The 23,619-nt window shown below is 46.1% G+C and carries 24 protein-coding genes, 1 tRNA gene and 1 pseudogene; 17 read left to right on the forward strand and 9 right to left on the reverse strand.

Translation table 11 applies throughout. The annotated features are described in order from the left end of the window. Positions 1 to 1,341, forward strand: coding sequence for a VasL domain-containing protein (locus HV261_RS06595; protein ID WP_202037780.1), 1,341 nt, complete (start codon positions 1 to 3; stop codon positions 1,339 to 1,341). A gap of 168 nt (positions 1,342 to 1,509) precedes the next feature. On the opposite strand, the gene HV261_RS06600 is transcribed toward HV261_RS06595, so the two are convergent. Next, complete coding sequence (locus HV261_RS06600) at positions 1,510 to 3,948, reverse strand: autotransporter outer membrane beta-barrel domain-containing protein (RefSeq protein WP_202037781.1); 2,439 nt, start codon at positions 3,946 to 3,948, stop codon at positions 1,510 to 1,512. A 726-nt stretch (positions 3,949 to 4,674) separates the two neighbouring features. Between HV261_RS06600 and HV261_RS06605 the strand changes: the two genes are divergently transcribed. The 12 genes and pseudogenes from HV261_RS06605 to HV261_RS06655 all read left to right on the forward strand — a co-directional run bounded on the left by HV261_RS06605 (position 4,675) and on the right by HV261_RS06655 (position 11,484). Continuing rightward, positions 4,675 to 5,058, forward strand: a complete 384-nt coding sequence (locus HV261_RS06605; RefSeq protein ID WP_326929131.1) for a fimbrial protein — start codon at positions 4,675 to 4,677, stop codon at positions 5,056 to 5,058. A gap of 67 nt (positions 5,059 to 5,125) precedes the next feature. Next, positions 5,126 to 5,395 carry a fimbria/pilus periplasmic chaperone gene (locus tag HV261_RS06610; RefSeq protein WP_326929132.1) on the forward strand — a complete coding sequence of 90 codons (270 nt, stop codon included), beginning with the start codon at positions 5,126 to 5,128 and terminating at the stop codon, positions 5,393 to 5,395. A 103-nt stretch (positions 5,396 to 5,498) separates the two neighbouring features. Continuing rightward, positions 5,499 to 5,777 (forward strand): annotated as a pseudogene (locus HV261_RS27610) (hypothetical protein); the annotation flags it as partial. Continuing rightward, entirely contained in the window at positions 5,774 to 5,980 is a 207-nt protein-coding gene (locus HV261_RS06615; RefSeq protein ID WP_202037782.1) for a helix-turn-helix domain-containing protein, read from the forward strand. The pseudogene HV261_RS27610 and the gene HV261_RS06615, both read left to right, overlap by 4 nt. A 443-nt stretch (positions 5,981 to 6,423) precedes the next feature. After that, entirely contained in the window at positions 6,424 to 6,627 is a 204-nt protein-coding gene (locus HV261_RS06620) for a helix-turn-helix transcriptional regulator (protein ID WP_035339627.1), read from the forward strand. Between the two features lie 1,208 nt (positions 6,628 to 7,835). Continuing rightward, complete coding sequence (locus HV261_RS06625) at positions 7,836 to 8,123, forward strand: hypothetical protein (RefSeq protein ID WP_134440073.1); 288 nt, start codon at positions 7,836 to 7,838, stop codon at positions 8,121 to 8,123. An 11-nt stretch (positions 8,124 to 8,134) separates the two neighbouring features. Further along, positions 8,135 to 8,410, forward strand: coding sequence for a hypothetical protein (locus HV261_RS27615; RefSeq protein WP_134440071.1), 276 nt, complete (start codon positions 8,135 to 8,137; stop codon positions 8,408 to 8,410). Positions 8,411 to 8,898: 488 nt separating this feature from the next. Further along, entirely contained in the window at positions 8,899 to 9,222 is a 324-nt protein-coding gene (locus HV261_RS06635) for a hypothetical protein (protein WP_134440069.1), read from the forward strand. 2 nt (positions 9,223 to 9,224) lie between these two features. After that, entirely contained in the window at positions 9,225 to 9,401 is a 177-nt protein-coding gene (locus HV261_RS06640; protein WP_162835190.1) for a hypothetical protein, read from the forward strand. Further along, positions 9,398 to 9,667, forward strand: a complete 270-nt coding sequence (locus HV261_RS06645; protein ID WP_101983367.1) for a hypothetical protein — start codon at positions 9,398 to 9,400, stop codon at positions 9,665 to 9,667. Before HV261_RS06640 ends, HV261_RS06645 begins: the two co-directional genes overlap by 4 nt. Next, the gene (locus tag HV261_RS06650; RefSeq protein ID WP_110229049.1) at positions 9,654 to 10,040 is read left to right on the forward strand and encodes a plasmid mobilization protein; all 387 of its coding nucleotides are present in this window, start codon (positions 9,654 to 9,656) and stop codon (positions 10,038 to 10,040) included. The genes HV261_RS06645 and HV261_RS06650 overlap by 14 nt, the downstream gene beginning before the upstream one ends. Then, on the forward strand, positions 10,021 to 11,484 hold the full coding sequence (locus HV261_RS06655; protein WP_110229048.1) for a relaxase/mobilization nuclease domain-containing protein: 1,464 nt from the start codon (positions 10,021 to 10,023) through the stop codon (positions 11,482 to 11,484). The genes HV261_RS06650 and HV261_RS06655 overlap by 20 nt, the downstream gene beginning before the upstream one ends. Before the next feature lie 132 nt (positions 11,485 to 11,616). Here HV261_RS06655 and HV261_RS06660 read toward each other — a convergent pair whose 3' ends face one another. The 4 genes from HV261_RS06660 to HV261_RS06675 all read right to left on the reverse strand — a co-directional run bounded on the left by HV261_RS06660 (position 11,617) and on the right by HV261_RS06675 (position 14,860). Continuing rightward, positions 11,617 to 12,501, reverse strand: a complete 885-nt coding sequence (locus tag HV261_RS06660) for a HEPN domain-containing protein (RefSeq protein ID WP_101982860.1) — start codon at positions 12,499 to 12,501, stop codon at positions 11,617 to 11,619. A gap of 3 nt (positions 12,502 to 12,504) precedes the next feature. Then, complete coding sequence (locus tag HV261_RS06665; RefSeq protein WP_134440067.1) at positions 12,505 to 13,788, reverse strand: tyrosine-type recombinase/integrase; 1,284 nt, start codon at positions 13,786 to 13,788, stop codon at positions 12,505 to 12,507. A 183-nt stretch (positions 13,789 to 13,971) separates the two neighbouring features. Beyond that, positions 13,972 to 14,047 (reverse strand) — tRNA-Phe (locus HV261_RS06670). 105 nt (positions 14,048 to 14,152) lie between these two features. Further along, on the reverse strand, positions 14,153 to 14,860 hold the full coding sequence (locus tag HV261_RS06675; protein ID WP_202037783.1) for a DUF554 domain-containing protein: 708 nt from the start codon (positions 14,858 to 14,860) through the stop codon (positions 14,153 to 14,155). A gap of 457 nt (positions 14,861 to 15,317) precedes the next feature. Here HV261_RS06675 and speC point away from each other — a divergent pair, with 457 nt between their 5' ends. After that, positions 15,318 to 17,453, forward strand: coding sequence for an ornithine decarboxylase (gene speC, locus HV261_RS06680; protein WP_202037784.1), 2,136 nt, complete (start codon positions 15,318 to 15,320; stop codon positions 17,451 to 17,453). 57 nt (positions 17,454 to 17,510) lie between these two features. Here the strand turns inward: speC and HV261_RS06685 are convergent, their stop codons facing one another. The 4 genes from HV261_RS06685 to mutY form a co-directional block, all read right to left on the reverse strand. After that, positions 17,511 to 18,767 carry a nucleoside permease gene (locus HV261_RS06685; RefSeq protein WP_202037785.1) on the reverse strand — a complete coding sequence of 419 codons (1,257 nt, stop codon included), beginning with the start codon at positions 18,765 to 18,767 and terminating at the stop codon, positions 17,511 to 17,513. Between the two features lie 210 nt (positions 18,768 to 18,977). Beyond that, positions 18,978 to 20,063 (reverse strand): membrane-bound lytic murein transglycosylase MltC, encoded by a 1,086-nt coding sequence (mltC, locus tag HV261_RS06690; RefSeq protein WP_137382608.1) that lies wholly within the window; start codon positions 20,061 to 20,063, stop codon positions 18,978 to 18,980. Positions 20,064 to 20,149: 86 nt separating this feature from the next. Beyond that, entirely contained in the window at positions 20,150 to 20,419 is a 270-nt protein-coding gene (locus HV261_RS06695; protein ID WP_003027126.1) for an oxidative damage protection protein, read from the reverse strand. Positions 20,420 to 20,447: 28 nt separating this feature from the next. Then, a complete protein-coding gene (gene mutY, locus HV261_RS06700; RefSeq protein WP_202037786.1) occupies positions 20,448 to 21,500 on the reverse strand; it encodes an A/G-specific adenine glycosylase in 1,053 nt (350 codons plus the stop codon). A 160-nt stretch (positions 21,501 to 21,660) separates the two neighbouring features. Here mutY and trmB point away from each other — a divergent pair, with 160 nt between their 5' ends. From trmB to HV261_RS06715, 3 genes are read left to right on the forward strand one after another with little or no spacing between them, the layout of a single operon-like run. Next, entirely contained in the window at positions 21,661 to 22,380 is a 720-nt protein-coding gene (gene trmB, locus HV261_RS06705; protein WP_202037787.1) for a tRNA (guanosine(46)-N7)-methyltransferase TrmB, read from the forward strand. Then, positions 22,380 to 22,706, forward strand: a complete 327-nt coding sequence (locus HV261_RS06710; protein WP_202037788.1) for a YggL family protein — start codon at positions 22,380 to 22,382, stop codon at positions 22,704 to 22,706. Before trmB ends, HV261_RS06710 begins: the two co-directional genes overlap by 1 nt. A gap of 49 nt (positions 22,707 to 22,755) precedes the next feature. Continuing rightward, positions 22,756 to 23,475: a YggN family protein gene (locus HV261_RS06715; protein WP_202037789.1), complete on the forward strand. Its 720-nt coding sequence runs from the start codon at positions 22,756 to 22,758 to the stop codon at positions 23,473 to 23,475. The last annotated feature ends 144 nt before the right edge of the window (positions 23,476 to 23,619 follow it).

Here is a 23,619-nt window from a genome sequence, read left to right on the forward strand (position 1 = left end):
ATGGAAAAGAATCGCATCACCACCGGTGGCTACCCGCGTGCTTTTACGGAGTTCGGGCTGTTACGCGATGAAATCAGCAAACTGACTCACCCCGCACGCCCGGATGTTGACTGGCACAACGTTGAACAGTTAAGCCTGACATTGTTTCGTCATAACGGCGTCGAACTGCAAACCCTGGCCTGGTATACCGTCGGCAGAATACGTAATGCGGGCCTGATGGGGCTTGCCGAAGGCGCGGAACTCATGGAAGCCTTATTGACGCACCACTGGAGTGCTATATGGCCGCAGCAGACGCATGCCCGCGTTGAGATTCTGGCATGGCTGTCTGCCCGTTTACAGCAAGAATTGCGTACGTTGACGCTGTCATATGCTGATTTATCAATGGTGTATCGGGTTGAACAGAGTTTAAAACATGTCTGCGAAGTGCTGCAACGGCTTGAGTTGAAAGCGCTGAGTAAACTGGAGGCTGTTGTTACCTGGATGCGCAATGCTGCTTTGCGCCTGGAGAAGGCTGAAGCGGATTCGGGAGCGGCCGCTGTGATGATACCGGCTTCAGGTGCGACCATTAACGTTGATACGTCTTTGCCACAGTTGGTCTTTGTGGTTAATAAACCCGTGTCACCAGAGCAATCGGGCGCAACGGTTTTTGCTACTCAAAACGAACAGGGAACCCGACGGATGTGGTTAGGGTTTGCTGTCGGTGTCATGGTGACTGCGGTCGTAAGTACAGGTGCTTTTCTTGGTATCACTCATATGCGCACCGACGGATATGAACTGGTGAAGCCATTGCCGCAGAGGCTGACGCCAGAGCAATTGTCCACGTTGAGGCAATCTTCAGATTTGCAGGAGCAGAAGCAGGAAATAATTACCGCAACGCAAGGGCAATTGGACGTTTTACATGACCTGTCACCTCTATGGTCGAGGGAGTATGCCGCATCATTAGCGCAGCAGTTAGTCACCCTGTGGCCGGAGGAATCGCAGACGACGACATTCGTTAGTGGGTTACAGAAAGCGTTAACCACGGAAGCATTGCCGGAAAGCGCTCTGCAAAACTGGCATGATGCCCAGCAGGGTCTGGAAGCGTTAACCGCCAGGCTAAATACGCTTGATGAACGCAAAGGTAAATATCTGACGGGGTCGGAGCTGAAATCAGCCATTTTCACTATTCGCCACCAGCTTGACCAAACGCCGCCGACAGAAGAGTTATTGCGTCAAATAGATGACGAATTAAAAAAGCAGGGGAGTGTATCACCCGCTTTGTATCAGCAGCTTGATATGCGGATTAATCAGCTTCTTAATCGTTATGCGCTATTGAAACAAAGCGCTACGGGGAGGGAGTAAATTATATCAAACAAAAGCAAAAACCCGCCTTGTGGGCGGGTTCTTTAAATAGTGGTGCCCGGACTCGGGAGCATTCAGCTATCTATTAAATTGAATTTCATCGTAGTGCAGAACAAACATTGCCTTGCTGTAAAACCGGAGAGCCAGGCTCCCCGGTTTATCCCACGATTACCAGCTGTAACGCAGATTCAGACTGCCGTTAAGGTCGCCGTAATCATTGCTGCCTTTCTGGCCTGCCACCTGCCCGGTGACACTCCACCGGCTGTTCAGGTTAGCCTGTATCCCCACTTTCAGCTCTGCGCGGCTGGACGGTAAATCCTGCGTCACTTCCGTGTCGCCAAACGTGGCCGATGCAGTATCGCTGGTGTACAGCCAGTTAGCTTCCATAAATGGCTGGATAACCGCGTTCCCGCTCTTGTGCAGCTTACCGTCCACGCGCAGGCCGAGCCGCGATGTCCAGCTGTCGCCATCCTGGCCACTGATGCGGGTACCGCCGTCGTCGGTAACGCTGTCTGCATCGTAACGCTGCCAGGTGAGCTGCGCCTGCGGCGTCAGGCTGACGGTGTTACCGTTGCTGAGTGCAATATCATAACGATAGCCCGTCTCCAGCGAGGCGGCGCTGGCCGTGGAGTCGTAATGGACGGAACTGAGCCCGTCGTTATCCACGTTGTTATTGTAGGTGCCGTACTGGTACCAGCTGTCCACATACAGACCCCGGTGGTTTTGCTCATCGGCAAACCAGGTGGCGTAGAGGCCAATGTTATAGCCGTCCACGTTGCCGGAGGCAGAGAACCGGCTGCCGTCGGCACCTCGGTTACCGGTGCTGTCGGTGTCCGCATTGATATAGCTGCCCATCAGGCCAGCGGTGAAGCTCTGTTCGCCGTTATTCCAGGCCAGAACATCGCCGCCGAGCTGGAACTGTGAGTAGTTGTTGTCGATATCCACATTGCCACCGGCTGCCTGTGATTCAGCCGACCCGGCCTTAAAGCGCATCCAGACGCTGCCATCATCAGAGCGGTACTGGCTGCCCTCGCGGTCGTAAAGCGTCTGCATCTGCAGGTTACGCGCCATCCACTGGTTACCAAGGTAAGCGCCGATATCGGCACGGTACTGTGGGGTGGCAGGGGTGACGTTGCCGCCATCATCCGTTGGGGTGTCAGGGGTGACGTTGCCGCCATCGTCCGGTGGGGTGACGTTGCCGCCATCATCCGGTGGGGTTGTCTGTGCTTCGGAATTCAGATACCAGTCGCCGTTCTTCTCCGACAGGGTATAAGTCCAGGCATTAATATCAACGTGACCCTTATAGAGGGCAAAATCACCGTCCGACTGGCCGCCGACATCAATCAGCTCAATGCCGTTGGCAGTTTGCGTCCCCACGCCGCCGACGTTGGTGACGTACAGGGTGGTGCTGCCGGAAGTGTCGCCGGTAATAACCAGCCTGTCTGTCGCGGAACTGTCATCGTCCAGTTGAGTATTGAGGTACAGATTACCGTTGTTACCGGTGTAGTTGCCGTTAATGGTCAGAGTGTTGCCGGTTTCGTTACCCCGGCTGACGGTCACATTGCCGGTGTTATTAACGTCACCGTTCACTACACCTGTACCGCCAAACGAGGCGCCGGCGGCGACATTAACATCCTGGGTGCTGCCTGAGTTGCCAATCACACCGGTATCCGTCAGCAACAGCGTCCCGTCATTAACCAGGGTGTCACCACTGTAGGTACTGACCCCGGAGAGAACCAGTTCACCGGCCCCCGTTTTGGTAAGGGATCCGGTGCCGTCGAAGACCATGTCCTCTGTGCGGCTCACATTAGCGTCCACATCAAAAAGAAGCTCGCCGTTACTGGTAACCACTCCCGTATTGGATATAAGCGCACCGCCGGTATAAATGCGCGTGGTGCCTTCCAGCGTGGCCTGTTCAGACTCCAGCGAGAGTATCCCTCCGTTCACCGTGGTGTCCGTGGCAAGGTTACCGTTATATACATCCAGCTCTGACCCTTTATCCAGCCAGACATTGCTGGCGGTGCCGCCTGTAATGCTGAAACTGCCCCCTTTTTCGTGGGTGCCCGTCACTTCAGCGCCGGTTCCTGTCACTATCTTGGCCCCCGAAGCCAGCATCACATCCGTGGCGGTGCCGCCAGACTGAATGATGATTTTCCCACCCTGGTTCACCGTGGTGTCCGTGGCGGAGCCGCCATTATAAATGTTGATTTCCCCACCCTGGTTCACCTTGGTGTTTATGAGCGAGCCAAAATCCCTGAGCACGTCTCCAGAGTTCGCCACCCAGCCAGAGTACTCGCTACCGGCATTTATGTATATGATGGTTGTTGCCTGCGCAGGCACGGCGCACAGCGTCAGCAGCATGACGGCCGTGGCGCAGGCCGTGCGGTGGAAGGAGTGTGTGTTCAGGAGGTGGAGAGCGGCAAAGGTGCCAGAGGAGGACGGGTCGGGCACCGGCTTCATGATTAATGCGAAACAGCTTCCCGCCTGTGAAACGGCGCCGGCGGCTCTTGCCTGCGCCTTAATCCGGCTGTCACCCCGTGCAAACTCAGACGCTACCGTCCAGATATTACAGGCGGCATTCCAAACAATGTTATATGTTCTGTTCATAAATTATCACTTCCTTGTATTAAAGCGTTGCGTAAAAAATCCTGAATGGCGGGGAATAAACAACCGGGTATCAGATTACCCCGTCAGGTTATTTTATTGGTCATGCTGAAAATGTATGGCCCTCCAGGTGGTGGGTATTTACCTGATTAGTTAATATTTAATGTGTAAATATGATTTGTCTTGAATATAAACACCATGAATTAAAAATAAATATTAAATCACGGTGCTGGAAATAATAGCACCCTCTGTCAGGCAAACCAGAAGAACTTTGTGTAGTTAAGATTAAATATTAGTTAAGCATTTCTAATGCATGGAGGAACTGGTGACGCGTTCCTGTGAGGAGAGTGGGCGTGGTGATTTTTTGTCTTTTAATTCAATGGGTAACGATGTTTCCGTGGGTGGGGTTAACAAAATTAAAATAACTATGACGTTAATTATTATATCAGTGATGAGTCAGTTTATATTAATTCAAAAATAAAATCCATGCTAATGGCGCTCCTGTTTTTATAAATAATATTCAGTATTTATATTATAAGAAGCTGTAACATAAAACTGTGTTATTTAAGCGTCGCCATTCTGACTGCCGGACCGAATTTTCAGGTTCAGGCTGCGGATTCTGCAAACATCAATTTTGCAGGCAACATAACAACCGCAACCTGCGAAGTCAGCGTTGATAATAAAGGGACCTCTGCTGAGGTTAAACTTGCTGATATTACTGTTCCGTCAATGCAGGCTGCCATCAGCACTCCGGCAATGATAACCCCCTTTCAAATCACCGTTAAAAACTGTGCAACACCGCCGGCAAGTGGCAATGTCAAAGGCCAGTTTTCAACAGCGGGCTATTTCAACAGCACGACGAATGCATTGCTGAACACGGCATCAGGGGGAGATAAAGCTGCGGGGTTCCAGGTAGAAGAAACCCGGACCGTCATCGATTTCAAATCCGCCACACCGCAGTCTGAAGAACCTTATGACACCACGGCCGGTGCGACATTTAACTACACCGTGGGTTATCTCTATATTCAGGCCCGTGTATCCCGACAATTGGCCCGGTTAAAGCATTTACCACGTTCACCACAATTATCCTTAACTAATCGTGTGTATTTATAAATAGTTACTTAATAGTGGTGGACATGGTCATTCAGGGCAGCCGGAACATCACAGAAATAATATGAAGATGAGAAACATATACAGAGTCATTCTGTTTTACGGCGCTGTTTCATTCAGCCACGCGTCTGTCGCCAGCCTGGTTATTAACGTCACCCCGGTTAGTTATCCTTCTGATGCCCGGGAAGTATTAATTAAAATGGTTAACCAGGGCCAGCAGCCTTTATTAATACAGTCATGGTTAGATGATGGTCACGAAGATGTTGACCCACAAGCCTTAAATGTGCCGTTTATTGCCTCCCCGTCGATTATCGACACCTTTTATCTGCCCTGTTTTTGAGTGCAATCGTTATCCACAGGAGAATATTTGGGGCAAATATGGGCAGGCGATTAGCTTTTAATTCCTGGCATTACAACCGGAGATTGTTGTTTGAAAGGTATTCACGCTGTTAGAACCCGTCCCGCCCCATCTTGTTGAAAGCCTGGCCGTTGATACCCTCCCGGCGAATTCCCCTCAGTTTGGGCCCGAATGCACAGAGCTTTGTAATTATTGCCTTGCCCTGACGCAAACGCTGGCGGGGCAGGGGTTTTCTTCAGAAACGGAGAAATTCCTTAGCTGGTTGCGGTATGACCTGATCAACTATTTTGCGGCAGAAATGAAAGCCCCGCGCTTGCTGCGAACCGCCGACGGCGTGAAGTTTATTGACGGGGTGGCGGCATGATACAACCGGACTGGCATTCTGCTGACATCATCGCGGCGCTGAAAAAACAGGGGACGTCGCTGTCCGCCGTTTCCCGCAAATCAGGGCTGGCGTCCTCCACGCTGGCAAATGCGTTGATAAAGCACTGGCCCAAGGGGGAAAGGCTGATCGCTGAAGCGTTGGGTGTGGCGCCAGAGTATATCTGGCCTTCGCGATATAGATAGCCGGGGCTGGGATGGGGCTCAGAATTTCTGTCCCCAGAAAGCAAAAAAACCGCCATAGGCGGGTTCTTCTAAATAGTGGTGCCCGGACTCGGAATCGAACATTTGTGCAATCCTATGTTTTATTGAATAAAAAATAATGTATATAGTTTTTTACCAACGAATATTTACCAACAAATCATAGGTGTTGTCAATTTAAATCAATAAGTTAAGTTATTGTTCGTTAGTAGACATCAGTAAACATGGGTTCATGCATAATGTAAATATCGTGTTGTCAAATAAAAAAGCACTTTTTGCTAAAGTCTATAACTAATTGTTTTTAATTAAGTTATCTTCTTTTGTTCTCGTTTTCTCTCTAAAAGCTGTGAAAACTCTAAAAATAGGTGTTGATCGTCATAAGCGATATTCGAATAATACATTACATCAAATAACACAAGGAAAAATATATGAAAGAAAAAACAAAACTTATCCGTATTTCTGAAGTAATCGATCGTACTGGATTCTGTAGAGCTTGGATTTATCGACTGATTAAAAATAATAGTTTTCCATCACCTGTAAAAACAGGTGAACGGTCTATCGCATTCATTGAAAGTGAAGTTGATCAGTGGATTGATGAAAAGATTTTTTATTCACGTAATCAGGCTGCGTAAAAACACTCTCACTTACTATTTGTTATCTTGAATATTGATTACACTATTTATAGTGTAAAACGTCTAAAATCGCATACAGAGCGTTTTAAGGCTATATATGGAAAATATTAGATACTTCGAGTAAAGGCCGGATAAAATCCAGCCTTTTTTTATTTTCTTTTATCTAATTGATCATGGTGTTTAAAATATTTTTCATTCTATATTGACAGGTAATATATAGAGATCTATAAAGAATAAAGATACAAAAAAAGCCAGATATTAAATCTGACTTTTTAAGGACTAAAAAAGTTTTCGCTGACTTTTTTAAGTCTTGTAATCAGTTATACGAGAACGTGATTACAAATATAAATAAAGTATTATCTAATCAACTTATATTTGTCAAATCTAAATCCCAACTTTTTACAAGTCTTTTAAATACCATTTCCAGAACCCTTTTTAATCCTCAAAAGCAATAACGTTAAAACCTGCTGTATCAGGTATAAGAATGAAGGTTCCTCAAGTGATTGGCGGTTCTTATGTTATTGTGGCAGTGCCGGGTGATACGTAGCTGCCAACCTGAATCGCAATACCTAAAGTTTTTTTGAACATTAGTATAGCTTCTTTAGTAAAACGAGAAGTGTTTTAAAATAGCAATGGTATTGTTTGCGTGGGTCGTGGGGGAAGTATCAGAATGGAAACGTTCTGAATATTTTCAAGACGCAATGAGCATCTTCTATCTTTCCATTTTTGGCGTGGGGGGTAGGGGGGGAATGCTTAAAGAAAAACTAAGTTTTCCTGACGGAAAACTACTACGACTGAAAGTCGCCATCTAAAACCCCAGAACCTAAGCTGATAAAATTCTAGTACTACTAGTACAAAAAATAAAAAATAAGAGTAAAACTAGATCAAAAAATATTAAAATATTTCCCACGCCAGATATCCCACTATAGAGCTTTGCCCGCTGGTCTCCCTTCAAGATCCGAATCCTAAATAGGCAATATCGGTATAAAAGATCGATAATTAAGTATTGATAGGTTTTGTCAATCAAAGGCTGTTGGATCGATCGGCGTTTAATTGGTATAAACGATCGATTAATTACTTATAATAGTTTATATCTATCGTGATGTGATTTTCGATCGGTACAAACGATATGACGAACTATGAAAATAATTGAATTCTAAGACGTTTGCAGGTCGATCGTAGATCTGTGCCATTGGTGAGGAAAAAATATGCGCAAGTTGATGTTAGCAGCAGGTCTTGCCGTCCTGCTTTCGGGTTGTGGTGATGATGGGATTTATGGCAACTATATAAATCAACAGTATGGCGTCAGACTTGATATTCAGAAAGACGTGATCAAGTTTCGTGATGGTGTTTTTACCGTTAAAAGCTGGGATGAAAGTAAGAAACCCGTCTATATCGCTAGAACTCAAAACAAAGATCTCGGTTCTTGGACTTTTAAAATAGAAAAAGTCAAAGATGGTGTTGTTTACCAAGGTGCAGTTTTTAAGAAAGATTAGAGGATTAGAAAATGGAAAACAATACTATTCAATGCCCCTACTGTCTAAAAGAAAGCCAGAAAGGGGTTCACGTATGCACTGGATGTCAAGCAGCTGTATTATACGGTGCTCCTCCGGGTTGGTGTGTATTTTTAGTTATACTTGGCTCTTTTATAATATCTATTTTGATCGGGCTGAGTGCAGGGATAGTTGCATTTAATATAAGTTTGTTTGTCATTGCGATTGTTGGGTTTATTATTAGCAAGTTGGCTTTCTCTGACAGGATTTCTTTCAGGCGAAGAATGTAAAATACGTCTTCCAAGGTGATGGCTCCCTACGTGAACCATCACCCATAACAAGTTTATTTATTCATTGCGTCATCAAGCACTAAATCGGAACCCGCTTGCGGGACCCCACGATTTAGCACTTGACGATTTTACCCCGCTGCAAAATTTACGCAAAGCTACCAGAACGACAATATATTATTTACTCTATCTTTTATTTGCATTTTATTTTTCGTGCAGTGTATTTATTTATGTAGCCGCTATATTGACAAACTTTTTATATCGGTTATTTATTTAAATGTAGATTGAGTTCAGCTTTATTTTTGTTTTTCGGAAACTGAGGCAAGGTGTAATCCCGTAGCCGGTATTATACCCCAATCTTCGATTGGCCCCCTCTCACTTCGTTCGGAGGGTTGAAAAACAAAAAGCTCTACCTTCCGCTTATCACCTATCAAGGTGAGCGGTAAACAATAGTTAGTTTTACATTTTAATCATTAACCAAGGAGTTATATATGGCATTACCTAAAAGCATTAAAGAGTTTTATAGTTATGATGAGTATTATTTTATTAAAGAATGTTCACGTTGTGCTTGTAGAAGAAAGCATATGTTATATACAGATTTAGTAGATATTGAAAGATCAGTTCCATATTCAGAAAATGTCTCAGATGCTCAACAAATGTTCGAGTGGGCATGTGAAGAGACAGAAATAGTTCAAGCTGAAGTTGCTTTTGTTTCCTGCTGTAAATGTCATAAGCGAGATATGATCAGCTTTCTTGATTGTTTTACTGATGATGTTTTGAAAAAATATAAAAAAACATTAAGCAAGGATAAATAAATATGATTATTGTATCTGTGGGAATGATGCTTCTTTGTATTATGCTTGGCGGTTTTATGATTAGAAGCTGTATGGGAAAAACAAACTCTTCAAGCGAAGCAAAACAAGCAATATCAGATGTTAGAAAAATAATAGATAAAAAAGAACTTATAAAATACAAAAGGAGACATCAACAATGATTATGGAATATGAAATGAAACTTAATATATTAGCGCGTTTTTTTTACTATATTGAGCAGGATAAAGACACACCTTTTGATTACTCTAGCTATGACGAACAATGTTTATGTTATTTTGTCGCTAATAGATATATTAACGAAAATAAAGCTGGTGATCTTATACAGGCATTAATAGATACTAATGACGATGATTATATAAAAGCTATAAGAGATTATGTTCAGTATACAGCTTTAAATGAAGTGAGAAAGAAATATGAAGACAGATAGAAAAAGAGGACGTATAGAGTTAAATCACGAAGAACGCAGAGATATATCTATACAGTTTAGAGTAAACAAAGCAGAGTTTGAATATTTAAGATCATTAGTTGAAGCATCCGGCCTTGAGAGAGGCCATTACATCCGAAGAGAAATATTAAAATCTGAACCTGTTGTAAGAAGAAAGATGCCAGAAGTTAACCAGAAAACATATATACAGCTTTCAGCTATTGGTAATAATATAAATCAATCAATAAAAAAACTAAATAACAATGAATATTTTGATAAAAATGAAGTTGATAAGCTTATGTTTAATATAAAGCAAGTTAGCAGAAGGATATTAGAAATAAACAAGGATCTAAATTATGAAGGGATACGTAGCTAAATCAGGTAAATCATTTAAAAATAGAGTTGATTATATATTAAAAGATGATCACAGTTTTATTTGTAGCAATATGTCAGCAGATAAAAATAACGTTAGTGATTTAACTGATGAGTTTAAAACTGTAAGCAGCTTTAGACAAGATATAAAAAAACCAGTCTTTCATGCGTTTTTATCTCTTCCCAAGAATGAACATTTAACAGATGAGAAATGGGAAGAGATAGCAAAAGACTATTTGAAAGAAATGAATATCGATATAGAAAAACATCAATATATTTGTGTGCGCCATAAAGATACGGAGCAAGATCACATTCATATAGTAGCCAATCGCATCGGTTTGGACGGTTCCGTATGGCATGGTAAGCACTCAGCATTTAACACAATAGCAGCTTGTGAACGTCTTGAGATAAAGCACGACTTAACCATAACTAAGAGCTTGCAGGGGCAAAAATCAGACGTATTAACACCAACCAAGAATGAGATCGAGCAAGCCCTACGTACAGGTGAGAAACCAGCTCGTATCGTGCTACAGAACGCATTACAGGCGGCTATGTTGGGTAAACCAGATCTACAGACGTTCATAGACAGACTACAGGCTGTAGGCATCGATCCGGCCTTCAACGTTGCAAGCACTGGCAACGTCGCCGGGGTGTCATTTGGTATCAAAAATAATGAAAAAAATATTTTCTTCAAGGGTTCATCTCTTGGCAAAAAATTTAGTTGGAACACTATAAAAAGTAAGGTGAAATATGACAAAAATAGAGATGATGAACTCATTAGGAGCTTCTCAGCAAGAAAAGATGATGAACCAAATAGTGTTGGACGATCATTTGTTGAACCAAATATCAATGACAGTAGAACCTCTGACAGAATCAATGATGATATTATCGGAGTCGGTCAGTACGGCATTAAATCAGACGCAACAGACACTAACCAGAGTGAACAACTCATTAGAAGCAACAACAACTGCTTTAAACTCAGCGAAAAATATAATAGACCAGCAAGCCATAAAGTTAGAAGAACAACACAAAAAGCTGCACAAATACTCAACAGAGTTAAAAAACAATACCATAAAGAATCAATCAAAACTTATAATAAAAGTCGCTTCAATAGTAGGCGTGATACATTTAGTGGCGGTTCTATCAGTAGGATACTTGATCATGCAGAAACAGCCACAACAGCCACGAATAAATTTAGACTCAAAAGCGGTAGCAGTTTCAATAGTAGAGCAGCTAAGATCGAAGAAATGAGAGAGCGATTAGGGATACAGAAACCAATAATAGTGCCTAAGAGTAGAGAAAAAATCATTCATGATAAAATAAAGAAAAACTCATATAATATAGCAGTAGGAAAAGATGACTTCAGAAAAAGATTAAAGTCAAAATTAAAAAAAGATACATTAAATATGGATGAGTGTATTAAGAACTCAGTATATAAAATGTTTTGATTGTATACATTTTAAATTTCACCTTAATCAAATAAAAAATGATACCTATTGTGTTCAAAAATATACTTTATTAAAAAGATATGATATCAATAGGTGGGCTAATGAAAGCCCGTATTTTATATTGAGTTGGATTTATTGCTTTAACGATTTTGGAGATGATCCAATCTGTAAAATTATGTCAAAGACACTATCCTGAACTTTAATTAATTCCTCATTCGTGATCTCTATTTCATCATATCTCAATGAAGCATCACCAATTATTGTAGGAATCTTGTATTCATCTATCTTATTTTGATAATTTTTGTTAAACATACTAACTAAATGATTCAATTGGTGGCCCTTTCCTTTAAGCTCTGGTCGTGTTGCTCCAGTCTTCAATAGCCATGATTTTAGTATTTTTTCCAAAAATTGATTATAGGCCCATTTAGAATTTGCCAGATGGGGTTGATTTAGAATGAAGTTATTCTTTATTCCTTCCAGATCGTTTGTTGCGGCTCTTATCATTTCTAAATTACTCAGTCTCCAGTCTGAGATAATAATTGCCGCATTTAATCCTTTTTGAAAGGATGAAAATATATAAGACTGTTCTTTGTCAGATAAAGATTTTGAAAAATCTTGTGTAATACCATCTATCATTTCAAGAATGTTTGTTTCGTTCCCATTTTTTTTGACATTTAAATCTTGGTCAATAAAAAAATTGCATTCACCATAAAAGTTAGGAACTCTACAAGTTAATATTTGACCTCGTAAGAGCAACAATAAAAAGCCAATATCATAGTTGGTGTGCAGCCTGTTTCCATATCTTTCTTTATACCACTCTTGCACAATATAAGTTACTCTGTAAGACTCATTCAATGACTTTTTTTCTATTGGGCAAAAGATAGGTAAACTAATATCGTATTTTTTGCTAACCTCTGATAGGCATCGCCCTATGCGGTGAGGTATAGGTGTTTTATCTGCGTCAAAACCGTGGTCGACCTTTCCGATAAAACTTTTTAACTCTGATTCATTAATCATAAATCAAATCCTATTCATAAAGTTTTTTGCAAAGTCAAAAGGCATAATATGCTTTTCTTTGTTCATATCCAAATAATCGGACCACCACTGCAGCATTAACCGTCTTTGGGTAATATGTTTAGCTTTGTGAATATAAGCCGCACGAACATTATTTTGTTCCTTGTGGCTCATTTGCCGTTCTATGGCGTCTTCAGTCCAGATACCTGATTCAACCAGACTACTACAAGCCATCGTGCGGAAACCGTGGCCGCATATATCTTTTTGTGTGTCATAGCCCATAAGCCGCAATGCTTTATTAACTGTATTCTCGCTCATAGGTTTACGATAATCATGACAACCGATAAATATCAAGCCCTCACCATTGCTAATATCATAACTAATATCTTTTAGCTCTTTTAGTATTTCAATGGCCTGATGACTTAACGGCACATAATGCGGTATCCGCATTTTAGATCCTCTCTCAGAAAATCTAACGTTCTCGATCTCGTCTCTTTCTGGCGGAATAACCCATAAAGCATTTTTAAAATCTATTTCAGGCCAACGAGCAAACCGCAATTCACTTGAGCGGATGAATACAAGCATAGTGAGCTTTAAAGCTAATATCGTTAATCTACGCCCATTATAAGCATCAATACGAGCAAGTAGATCGGGTATTTGCTCAAGTTCAAGCGCTGGGTAATGCGTTCTTTTAGGTGTGATTAACGTGCCGCCGAGTTCATTAGCGGGATTATGGTTAATCATATCTTCTTGAACAGCATAACGCATGATAGCTGTAATACGTTGTTTCAGGCGTGAAGCCGTTTCGTGCTGGCCTTTACCCTCAATTTTACGAAGCGGAAGCAACAGATCGCGCGTAGTCAACTTGGTAATATCTTTTGAGCCGATAGCAGGGAAAAGATGATTGATGAGGCTGTTTAAAATCCGTTCACTATGCTGAGGTATCCAGCGCTCACTGACAGACATTTTTTTGTGCCAGTCCCGCGCCACTGCCTCAAACGTAAAATCTCCGCGCTCCTCAGCTTTTACAGCCTTTTTTTGCTGCAACGGGTCAACTCCATTAGCTAACAGAGATTTCATCTCTAAGAGGCTTGTACGAGCTTCTGAGATCGATACAGAAGGGTAGGTGCCAATTGAGAAGACCTTTTGCTTACCATCGAAGCGATAAGCCGCTTGCCAATATTTGGAACCGTTGGGATGCACCAGCAGATAAAGCCCCTTACCATCTGATAGCTTGATCTGCTTGTCGGAAGGCTTGGCGTTTTTTACAGCAATATCAGTTAAGCGCATGATAAGCCCCCATGTGCAAATGTTGGTAAAAATCTCATCGAACTGAGATTACCAACATTTTTACCAACAAATAAGGGGCGCTGCCAGTAGATTTTAACGGACAGTAGTAGACAGCTAGAAGGGGATAACTTGTTGACTTTATAAAGCAAAACGGACGTCAGTAGACGTCCGTTTCTAAATGAGTGGTGCCCGGACTCGGAATCGAACCAAGGACACGGGGATTTTCAATCCCCTGCTCTACCGACTGAGCTATCCGGGCAACGAGGCGCATTAAACCCGATTCACTTCGTTTCGTCAACGAAATTTCTTCAAATCAATGCAGACTGCACAATCTATCACCACATTGCTGGTATTGCACGCATTCTCAGGCAAAAAATGCCGTCCATGCTGCGGAAAGCGGCATTGCCAGTAGCAGGGCGGGAAGCATATTCACCACCGCAAACATTTTGATTCCGCAAATACGTAGACCCGTCGCCAGCAACAGCAGTCCGCCTACCGCGCTGAAATCGGCCATCATGGCTGGGGTCGTCAGCGGTAAAATCAGAGCTGCGCAGGTGGCGAGCGTCAACTGGATTGCCAGCATCGGTATGAAAATGGCAGACACGGCGATCCCTAGCGAGCAGGCGAAGATAATAGCGGTGAAGAAATCGAGAAATGACTTCGCGATTAAAATATTCGGATCGCCGGTCATCCCTTCATGAATTGCCCCGAAGATCCCGGTCCCACTGGCGCAAAATAGCACGATGATGGCCACATAGCTCTGGATGAAAGATTCGTGCGTGGTGTTGGCATCCGACCGGGTGAAAAGCTGCTGCGCTTTGGCGACCGCGGTATTGATCCCTTTTTCCAGATAACAGAACTCGCCAATTAATGCACCGACCAACGTAGCCAGAACCATCACCGGTAGGTTAGCGCATTTGATAACCAGCAAAATACCAATCCCCAAAGAGCACAGTCCGAATATGGAGGTCATGGAGGCACGAATGCGTTCTGGTAAATGTTGGCTGAGTAGTGCGCCGAGAACACCACCAAATAAAATGGCGCCAGCATTAATAAAGGGTCCAATTACCACGTTTGCTCCTGCATACCCATTATCGTCTTGATGCTAAAGGCAATTCGCTGGGTAAATTATGTTTTCAGATTGCATTATTATGCCGCGAATGGCAGACGAAATGCTTGTTTATCTGTGAGGTCTATGCACTGGATTTTATCTTGCGCCTGATAGTGAAAGCTGCCATGATTGCGCGAATTTTCTCCTGTCTGAATGGGGCTGCCTGGGATGTTATTATTACCCTTACATCACCTTTCTGCGCGACGTTTGCCCCTTCCTGCGACATCTCTTTATTCTCTCACCATGCGGTGACGGCAGCGCACGCTCACTGCAGGATAACAGTAAAATCAGAGGCTATCTGCTTTTACTGATGTCTGGCGGTCGGGGCTGGTGACCAGTTTGACCTGTCATTTCGTGGGGCTTAGCAATGCGGCTTTGCCCGGGACTTTTGATTCTCCCGATACGGGTTTTTGCGCTTATGAAATCAATGAATATTGCCGCCAGTGGTGAACTGGTTTCTCGTCTGTCTACTCATCGCAAGGTGGTGACGCTGGACAGTACCGATTTTACTGACGTCGCGGCAGTCGTCATTACCGTTGCGGACAGCCGCAGCGGGATCCTGGCTTTGTTGAAACGCACCGGGTTTTACATTCCGGTGTTTATCTTTTCAGAGACCAACGTGGATGTACCCGCCGACGTTGAGGCGGTTATCTGCGGCAATGCGCAGGACTGGCTGGAGCTGGAGTCCGCCGCCTGTCGCTATGAGGAAGATCTGCTGCCGCCATTCTATGACACGCTGACACAATATGTTGAAATGGGGAACAGCACCTTTGCCTGTCCGGGACACCAGCATGGCGAGTTTTTTAAGAAGCACCCTGCGGGTCGTCATTTCTATGAATTCTTTGGCGAGAACCTGTTTCGCGCGGACATGTGCAACGCTGACGTTAAGCTTGGCGATCTGCTGATTCATGAAGGGTCCGCGAAACATGCACAAAAGTTTGCGGCTAAAGTCTTCCACGCCGATAAAACCTACTTTGTGCTGAACGGGACCTCTGCTGCAAATAAAGTGGTGACCAATGCGCTGCTGACGCGTGGTGATCTGGTGCTTTTTGACCGTAACAACCATAAGTCGAACCACCACGGCGCGCTGATCCAGGCAGGCGCTACGCCGGTCTATCTGGAAGCGGCGCGTAATCCGTTTGGCTTTATTGGCGGCATTGATGAACACTGCTTTGATGAGGCGTATCTGCGCCAGCAGATCCGTGAAGTCGCACCGCAAAAGGCTGACCAGCCGCGTCCGTTCCGTCTGGCGATCATTCAACTCGGCACTTATGACGGCACGATCTACAACGCCCGGCAGGTGATCGACAAGATCGGTAGCCTGTGTGATTACATCCTGTTTGATTCCGCATGGGTTGGTTACGAACAGTTTATCCCGATGATGGCCGATGGCTCGCCGCTGCTGCTGGAGCTGAATGCTAACGATCCGGGGATCTTTGTCACCCAGTCGGTGCATAAACAGCAGGCCGGATTCTCGCAAACCTCGCAGATCCACAAAAAGGATAACCATATTCGTGGTCAGGCGCGTTTCTGCCCGCATAAGCGCCTGAACAACGCGTTTATGCTGCATGCTTCCACCAGCCCGTTTTATCCACTGTTTGCGGCGCTGGATGTTAATGCCAAAATCCATGAAGGCGAGAGCGGTCGTCGGCTATGGGCGGAGTGCGTGGCGCTGGGCATTGAGGCCCGTAAAGCGATACTTACCCGCTGTAAGATGATTCAGCCGTTTATTCCCCCGTTGGTTGATGGTAAACCGTGGGAAACCTATCCAACGGCGGTGATTGCCAGTGAGCGTCGCTTCTTTAGCTTTGAACCTGGCGAAAAATGGCATGGCTTTTCCGGTTATGCGCGTGACCAGTATTTTGTCGATCCCTGCAAGTTGCTGCTAACCACCCCCGGCATTGATGCGCAAACCGGGAAATACACGGCGTTCGGTATCCCGGCAACGATTCTGGCGCACTACCTGCGTGAAAATGGCATCGTGCCGGAGAAATGCGATCTGAACTCGATTCTGTTCCTGCTCACTCCGGCAGAAAGCGCAGAAAAAATGGCACAACTGGTGGCGATGCTGGCGCAGTTTGAACAGCATATTGAAGATGACACGCCGCTGGCTGACGTGTTGCCGACAATCTTCAATAAGTATCCGGTACGCTACCGGGACTACACGTTGCGTGAACTGTGTCAGGAGATGCATTCACTGTACGTCAGCTTTGATGTGAAGGATCTGCAAAAGGCCATGTTCCGTCAGGCGAGCCTGCCTGCCGTGGCGATGAACCCGCAGGATGCCAACAGCGCTTTTATTCGTGGTGATGTTGAACTGGTTCGCATTTGCGATGCGGAAGGCCGTATAGCCGCTGAGGGAGCGCTGCCTTATCCTCCAGGTGTGCTGTGCGTGGTGCCAGGTGAAGTATGGGGCGGGGCGGTACAGCGTTATTTTCTGGCGCTGGAAGAGGGCGTAAACCTGCTGCCGGGCTTTTCGCCGGAGCTGCAGGGCGTTTACAGCGAGACTGATGCGGACGGTATTAAGCGTCTGTATGGTTATGTTGTGAAGTAAGCGCCGTCTGGCCAAAAAGAAGGTCACCATTAGGTGACCTTCTTTCATCAATAAAGATTAATGTGCGATAGTCTGCGTGCCAGTCGGAACGCGTACGTGTTTGTATTTAAACAGTGCCACGAAAGCGAAGGCCAGAACCAGTGAGTAGCCAGCGAAGATCAGCCACACCGTCTGCCAGTCAGTGATACCATTCAGCGTGTAGTACTCAACCACTTTACCGCTCACCAGACCGCCCAGAATACAACCGAAGCCGTTGGTCATCATCAGGAACATACCCTGTGCACTGGCGCGGATTTCAGGACGTACCTCTTTCTCTACAAACACGGAGCCCGAGATGTTGAAGAAGTCGAAGGCGCAGCCGTAAACAATCATCGACAGAACCAGCAGCACGGTACCGAACGGAGTCGGATCGCCGTAGGCAAACAGACCGAAGCGCAGCATCCACGCCACAATACTGATAAGCATCACGTTCTTGATACCGTAACGGCTTAAGAAGAACGGAATGGTCAGGATAAACAGGGTTTCAGAGATCTGGGAAATCGACATCATCACCGACGCGTGCTCAACGATAAAGCTACCAGAGAACAGCGGGTTGTTATCGAAGCTGTGCAGGAAGGTATTACCGAACATATTGGTAATCTGCAATTCTGCGCCCAGCATCATTGAGAAGATGAAGAAAATGGCCATACGCTTGTTTTTAAACAGCGCGAAAGCATCCAGGCCAAGCATTGATGTCCAGCTCTGGTTTTTCTGCTGATTGGCAACCGGAATATGTGGCAGCGTCAGGGTGAACAGCGCCAGCACCACGGACAGGGTTGCGCCGATATACAGTTGCATATGGCTCAGTTCAAAGCCAGAGAAGCTAACCGCCCACATCGCCAGAATAAAGCCGATGGTGCCCCAGATACGGATTGGCGGGAAGTCGGTGACAATATCCATCCCGGCAGACTGCAGGCGATAGTAAGAGATGGTGTTGATTAACCCGAGCGTTGGCATATAGGCCAGCGAGTTAAGCAAAATCACAAAGAACATTGCTCCAGGCGTGGTCACTTCGGCTGCGGCGAACAGCGTTCCTGCGCCGACCAGGTGACAAAGCGCATAAACCCATTTCGCACTGATCCATTTATCTGCCACGATCCCTAACAGGGTCGGCATAAACACGGCGGCAATCCCCAGCGAGCTATACACTGCGCCGATGGATGCACCGTCGAATTTAAGGGTGACAAACATATAGGAGCCGAGGGTTGTCAGCCAACTCCCCCACAGGCAGAACTGCAGAAACGAGAGAACTTTCAGCTGCAGCTTAAGATTCATGTTAATTTCCTCACACCGTAATGCGGATGGATGTTTTAAAAGGCACATTTGCCGTTGCAATATGATGTGATTCTATCAATGAGAGACACTCTTTTTTTGTTAGCTGTGACAAATATTTGCAAACAATTTCTAATTGCAAAGCAAAATAGTGACGGAGTTAACACTTTTCCCTCCTCTGCCGCAGGAATGAGCGGGCAGAGGAGGAGGGGATTATCGACGTCGATAGGTTTTCTGCGCGGAATTGACCTTGTAAAGATAGCGACGTGATTCTGCAGAGGGATGTCGTGTGGTCAGAGTTTGGTAAACGTCCCCTGGTGACATGCTATTGATAATATTCGCGGCCTGAATTTTATCGTTAGAGAAAACGCGCAGCACGCTTCCCGCGCCGCCGTTATAGGCGGTGATGACCGCATAGCGACGCGAGGTTGGATTATCAATACCGCCCAGATAGACGTTGTTGAGCATCGCCAGATAGGCCGTCCCCGTATCAATGTTGCTGGCCGGGTCGAACAGGAAGCTGCGGCTTGGGGTACCTGAGCGCCCCTGAGAACGGAACACATCTTTCCCGGCGCTATGTTGTACTACCTGCATGAGTCCCAGTGCATCGGCATGGCTGACCGCATAGGGGTTAAAAGAGGATTCGGTCTGCATGATAGCCAGAATCAGCGACTCATCAACGCCATACTTCCGTGATGCCTGACGCACCATACCAACGTACTTATGCGCACGTTTATCAAGGTGGTTTGGCACCAGATTAATGGTCACGCTATAGATGATACGCAGGCCGTTGCTGCGGCTTTTCAGTCGCGTTTGCAGCAGGTAGTTGGCGAAATTTGTCGCACGCCCCTCCCAGCGAATCGGTTGACCAGTATTATCAACGACCTGCCCGTAGAGGAACGGTTCTTTGGAAATTTTGATGTCATCGACATCGGAATAGAGATCGATAGATCCCGGATCATCGCCCATCAGCAATGTCTTGATGATCGCCCGACGCAGGTGTCCGGCGGGATCTGTCCCGGCAATGGTCTCGACGGTGATTGTACCGTCATCGAAGTTGATATGGCTGCGGGTTTGATACTGATCGGTATACTTCACGTAGTCCTTCGGACCCGCAATCAGCACTTCCTTAAATCCCCACAGATTCTCAATGTTATGGGCAAACTGCCCCATCAGAATATCAAAACCGTTGGTATCCTTGACCCAGGCTTCATTATAGGAATCGCCTTTTTTGGTCGAACTGGAACAGGAGATGAGCAACGGCGCAATAACGGCAAGCGCGAGAAATTTTTTCATCATTCCGGGAGTGCGTGTTGTGTTTGTTATTTGCAAGGACCAGATTAAATCGTAGGCCGGATAAGCGCAGCGCCATCCGGCAACGGTTCTTATGACTCTGGCGTATAGCCTTCAATATGCACATCCTTACCTTCAAACAGGAAGTTAATCATTTCCTGCTCCAGCAGTTTGCGGTGCTCGACGTTCATCATATTGAGTTTTTTCTCGTTAATCAGCATGGTTTGTTTATGCTGCCACTGCGCCCACGCTTCTTTAGAAATCTCGTTATAAATGCGTTTTCCCAGGTCGCCCGGGTACAGCTGAAAATCCTGGCCTTCGGCTTCGCGTTGCAGGAAAGTGCAAAAAATTGTTCTGCTCATTAAAAAATCCTCTCTATCGACCGATACGTTAAATCTGCGTACCGGCGCGTAATTGCTGTAACAAACGCTCCACGGGAGCCGCCAGGCCGACTGACGGCGGTTGCGCTAAGTTATACCAGAGCGCGTTGCCTTCATCCATGCATGCGGTGAATGAGGACACGCGAAGCCACATAGGCACAATATCTAAATGGAAATGGCTAAAGGTATGGCGAAACGCATTAAGTTGGGTCAGATTATCTGCGTTAATTTGTCGTTGCGCCAGCCACTGACGAAGCCCATCTTCATCGTCAAACTGCGGAAAACAGTATAATCCCCCCCATAAGCCGCTGGGTGGGCGCTGCGCGAGCAGCACCTCATCATCATGTTGCATCAGTAAAAAATAGCCCGTCCGTTCGGGTAACGTCTGTTTGGGCTTTTTACCGGGGTATTGTGCCCAGCTTGCATTGGCGGTCGCCACACAGCCATTTTCTAACGGGCACAGCGAGCACTTAGGTTTTGAGCGCGTGCAGACCATTGCCCCTAAATCCATCATTGCCTGGTTGAAACGCTCAACGCCGTGGGCGGGCGTGACCTGCTCGCTCAGTTCCCACAGTTTCTTCTCGACCTCTTTCTTACCCGGCCAGCCGCTGACAGCATAACAGCGAGCCAGCACGCGTTTAACGTTGCCGTCGAGAATCGGAAAATGCTGACCCAGAGAAAGCGAAAGGATCGCGCCTGCGGTTGAACGTCCGACGCCAGGCAGGGCGGCCACCTCATCAAAGGTCTGTGGAAATATTCCGCCATGCAGCGTCACAACCTGCTGCGCGGCTTTATGCAGATTCCGGGCTCGGGCGTAATAGCCAAGGCCGGTCCATAAATGCAACACTTCATCCAGCGGCGCATGGGCTAAATCCGTAACCGTTGGGAAGCGCGCCATAAAACGCTCATAATAAGGGATGACGGTCGCAACCTGGGTTTGTTGCAGCATGACTTCTGAGAGCCATACTTTGTAAGGCGTCTTGTCAATTTGCCAGGGCAGCGTTTTCCGCCCGTATTTGTCGTACCAGCTCAAAACCTGAGCCGAAAATTGAGACGCTTGCATGATTACCGTTTCATTATTGCCGGGGGCAAGATTGCAGCACAGAGGCAACGGGGTGTAAACCGGAACTTTCCGCTGCTCACTTTCTTCCTTTACTTGCATCCGGCAACTAACTTTGGATAATGCCCGTTTTCGGAACTCAAACACAGCAGACTAAACTTTTATGAAGAACGACGTCATTTCACCGGAATTTGATGAAAACGGCCGCCCTTTGCGCCGGATTCGTAGTTTTGTTCGTCGCCAGGGGCGACTGACGAAAGGGCAGGAACACGCGCTGGAAAACTACTGGCCGGTGATGGGCGTTGAGTTCAGCGAAGAGCCCTTGGATTTCACAACGCTGTTTGGTCGCGATGCGCCAGTGACGCTGGAAATTGGTTTTGGTATGGGCGCTTCGCTGGTAGCGATGGCGAAAGCGTGCCCGGAACAAAATTTCCTCGGCATTGAGGTTCACTCGCCGGGCGTTGGCGCGTGTCTGGCTTCAGCCCATGAAGAGGGCGTCGAGAACCTGCGCGTCATGTGCCATGATGCCGTTGAAGTCCTGCATAAAATGATTCCTGACAATTCTTTATCTATGGTTCAGCTGTTTTTCCCTGACCCGTGGCATAAAGCACGTCATAATAAACGCCGTATCGTTCAGGTACCGTTTGCTGAGCATATCTTAAGCAAGCTGAAGCTGGGCGGCGTGTTCCATATGGCGACCGACTGGGAAGCCTATGCGGAGCACATGCTGGAAGTGATGTCCTCCATTGACGGGTATAAAAACCAGTCAGAGAGTAACGATTATGTACCGCGCCCACAATCGCGCCCGGTAACCAAATTTGAACAACGTGGTCATCGTCTTGGCCACGGCGTATGGGACTTAATGTTCGAGAGGGTGAAATAATGGCAAAGAACCGTAGCCGTCGTTTGCGTAAAAAAATGCACATCGACGAATTCCAGGAAGTCGGATTTTCGGTTGCATGGCGTTTCCCGGAAGGTACATCGGGCGAGCAGGTCGATAAAATCGTTGATGACTTTATTGAGGAAGTGATTGAGCCGAACAAGCTGGCTTTTGACGGCAGCGGCTATCTGGCCTGGGAAGGTCTGATCTGCCTGCAGGAAATCGGCAAATGCACCGAAGAGCATCAGGCGATTGTCCGTAAGTGGCTGGAAGAGCACAAACTTGAAGAAGTGCGCACCAGCGAACTTTTCGATGTTTGGTGGGACTAAGTAGCACAGGGTCGGCAAATGCCGGCCCGATTTGTATTGAGGGATAGATATGATGCGCAAAACGCTGCTGGCGGCAGTCCTCACGTTCACGGCGATGGCCGCACATGCAGATTACCAGTGCAGCGTCACCCCGCGTGACGATGTGATTTTGAGCCCGCAAACGGTGCAGGTGAAAGGCGAAAACGGCGATCTGGTTATCACGCCGGCTGGCAACGTCACCTTCAACGGCAAACAGTACACCCTGAATGCTGCACAGCGTGAGCAGGCAAAAGATTATCAGGCGGCATTGCGAAGCAGTCTGCCATGGATTGATGAGGGAGCCAGAGCGCGCGTGGAAAAAGGACGCGTGGCGCTGGATAAAATCATCGCCAAAGAAGTGGGTGAAAGCAGCAATATGCGCGGCCGCTTAACCAAGCTTGATGCGCAATTGAAAGAGCAGATGAATCGTATCATCGAGCACCGTACAGACGGCCTGACCTTCCATTATAAGGCAATCGATCAGGTGCGTGCTGATGGCCAACAGCTGGTCAATCAGGCGATGGGCGGCATTTTGCAGGATAGCATTAACGAAATGGGCGCTAAAGCCGTGCTCAAAGGCGGCGGCAATCCGCTGCAGGGTGTGCTTGGTAGTCTGGGCGGTTTGCAAACGTCAATTCAGAATGAGTGGAAGAATCAGGAACAAGACTTCCAGCAGTTTGGCAAAGATGTTTGCGCCCGCGTCGTGACGCTGGAAAACGATCGTAAAACGCTGGTTAGCACTCTGAAATAATCTTCACCTCTTTTTAACGGCACAGAAACATTTCTGTGCCATTTTATTTTGTGTTTATCTTCTTTTTTGATATCCATCTCTAAGAATGACAATTTGATGGAGATATAAATCTGGTTAATTGGATTGCGTCACATTATTCATCTG

Source organism: Citrobacter sp. RHBSTW-00671, assembly GCF_014103415.1.
In the GTDB taxonomy this organism is placed as follows: domain Bacteria; phylum Pseudomonadota; class Gammaproteobacteria; order Enterobacterales; family Enterobacteriaceae; genus Citrobacter.

Excerpts from the sequence above, each read along its gene's own strand:
- HV261_RS06595 (WP_202037780.1), top strand. The coding sequence starts at position 1 with ATGGAAAAGAATCGCATCACCACCGGTGGCTACCCGCGTGCTTTTACG.
- HV261_RS06600 (WP_202037781.1), bottom strand. The coding sequence starts at position 3,948 with ATGAACAGAACATATAACATTGTTTGGAATGCCGCCTGTAATATCTGG.
- HV261_RS06605 (WP_326929131.1), top strand. The coding sequence starts at position 4,675 with ATGCAGGCTGCCATCAGCACTCCGGCAATGATAACCCCCTTTCAAATC.
- HV261_RS06610 (WP_326929132.1), top strand. The coding sequence starts at position 5,126 with ATGAGAAACATATACAGAGTCATTCTGTTTTACGGCGCTGTTTCATTC.
- HV261_RS06615 (WP_202037782.1), top strand. The coding sequence starts at position 5,774 with ATGATACAACCGGACTGGCATTCTGCTGACATCATCGCGGCGCTGAAA.
- HV261_RS06620 (WP_035339627.1), top strand. The coding sequence starts at position 6,424 with ATGAAAGAAAAAACAAAACTTATCCGTATTTCTGAAGTAATCGATCGT.
- HV261_RS06625 (WP_134440073.1), top strand. The coding sequence starts at position 7,836 with ATGCGCAAGTTGATGTTAGCAGCAGGTCTTGCCGTCCTGCTTTCGGGT.
- HV261_RS27615 (WP_134440071.1), top strand. The coding sequence starts at position 8,135 with ATGGAAAACAATACTATTCAATGCCCCTACTGTCTAAAAGAAAGCCAG.
- HV261_RS06635 (WP_134440069.1), top strand. The coding sequence starts at position 8,899 with ATGGCATTACCTAAAAGCATTAAAGAGTTTTATAGTTATGATGAGTAT.
- HV261_RS06640 (WP_162835190.1), top strand. The coding sequence starts at position 9,225 with ATGATTATTGTATCTGTGGGAATGATGCTTCTTTGTATTATGCTTGGC.
- HV261_RS06645 (WP_101983367.1), top strand. The coding sequence starts at position 9,398 with ATGATTATGGAATATGAAATGAAACTTAATATATTAGCGCGTTTTTTT.
- HV261_RS06650 (WP_110229049.1), top strand. The coding sequence starts at position 9,654 with ATGAAGACAGATAGAAAAAGAGGACGTATAGAGTTAAATCACGAAGAA.
- HV261_RS06655 (WP_110229048.1), top strand. The coding sequence starts at position 10,021 with ATGAAGGGATACGTAGCTAAATCAGGTAAATCATTTAAAAATAGAGTT.
- HV261_RS06660 (WP_101982860.1), bottom strand. The coding sequence starts at position 12,501 with ATGATTAATGAATCAGAGTTAAAAAGTTTTATCGGAAAGGTCGACCAC.
- HV261_RS06665 (WP_134440067.1), bottom strand. The coding sequence starts at position 13,788 with ATGCGCTTAACTGATATTGCTGTAAAAAACGCCAAGCCTTCCGACAAG.
- speC (WP_202037784.1), top strand. The coding sequence starts at position 15,318 with ATGAAATCAATGAATATTGCCGCCAGTGGTGAACTGGTTTCTCGTCTG.
- HV261_RS06685 (WP_202037785.1), bottom strand. The coding sequence starts at position 18,767 with ATGAATCTTAAGCTGCAGCTGAAAGTTCTCTCGTTTCTGCAGTTCTGC.
- mltC (WP_137382608.1), bottom strand. The coding sequence starts at position 20,063 with ATGATGAAAAAATTTCTCGCGCTTGCCGTTATTGCGCCGTTGCTCATC.
- HV261_RS06695 (WP_003027126.1), bottom strand. The coding sequence starts at position 20,419 with ATGAGCAGAACAATTTTTTGCACTTTCCTGCAACGCGAAGCCGAAGGC.
- mutY (WP_202037786.1), bottom strand. The coding sequence starts at position 21,500 with ATGCAAGCGTCTCAATTTTCGGCTCAGGTTTTGAGCTGGTACGACAAA.
- trmB (WP_202037787.1), top strand. The coding sequence starts at position 21,661 with ATGAAGAACGACGTCATTTCACCGGAATTTGATGAAAACGGCCGCCCT.
- HV261_RS06710 (WP_202037788.1), top strand. The coding sequence starts at position 22,380 with ATGGCAAAGAACCGTAGCCGTCGTTTGCGTAAAAAAATGCACATCGAC.
- HV261_RS06715 (WP_202037789.1), top strand. The coding sequence starts at position 22,756 with ATGATGCGCAAAACGCTGCTGGCGGCAGTCCTCACGTTCACGGCGATG.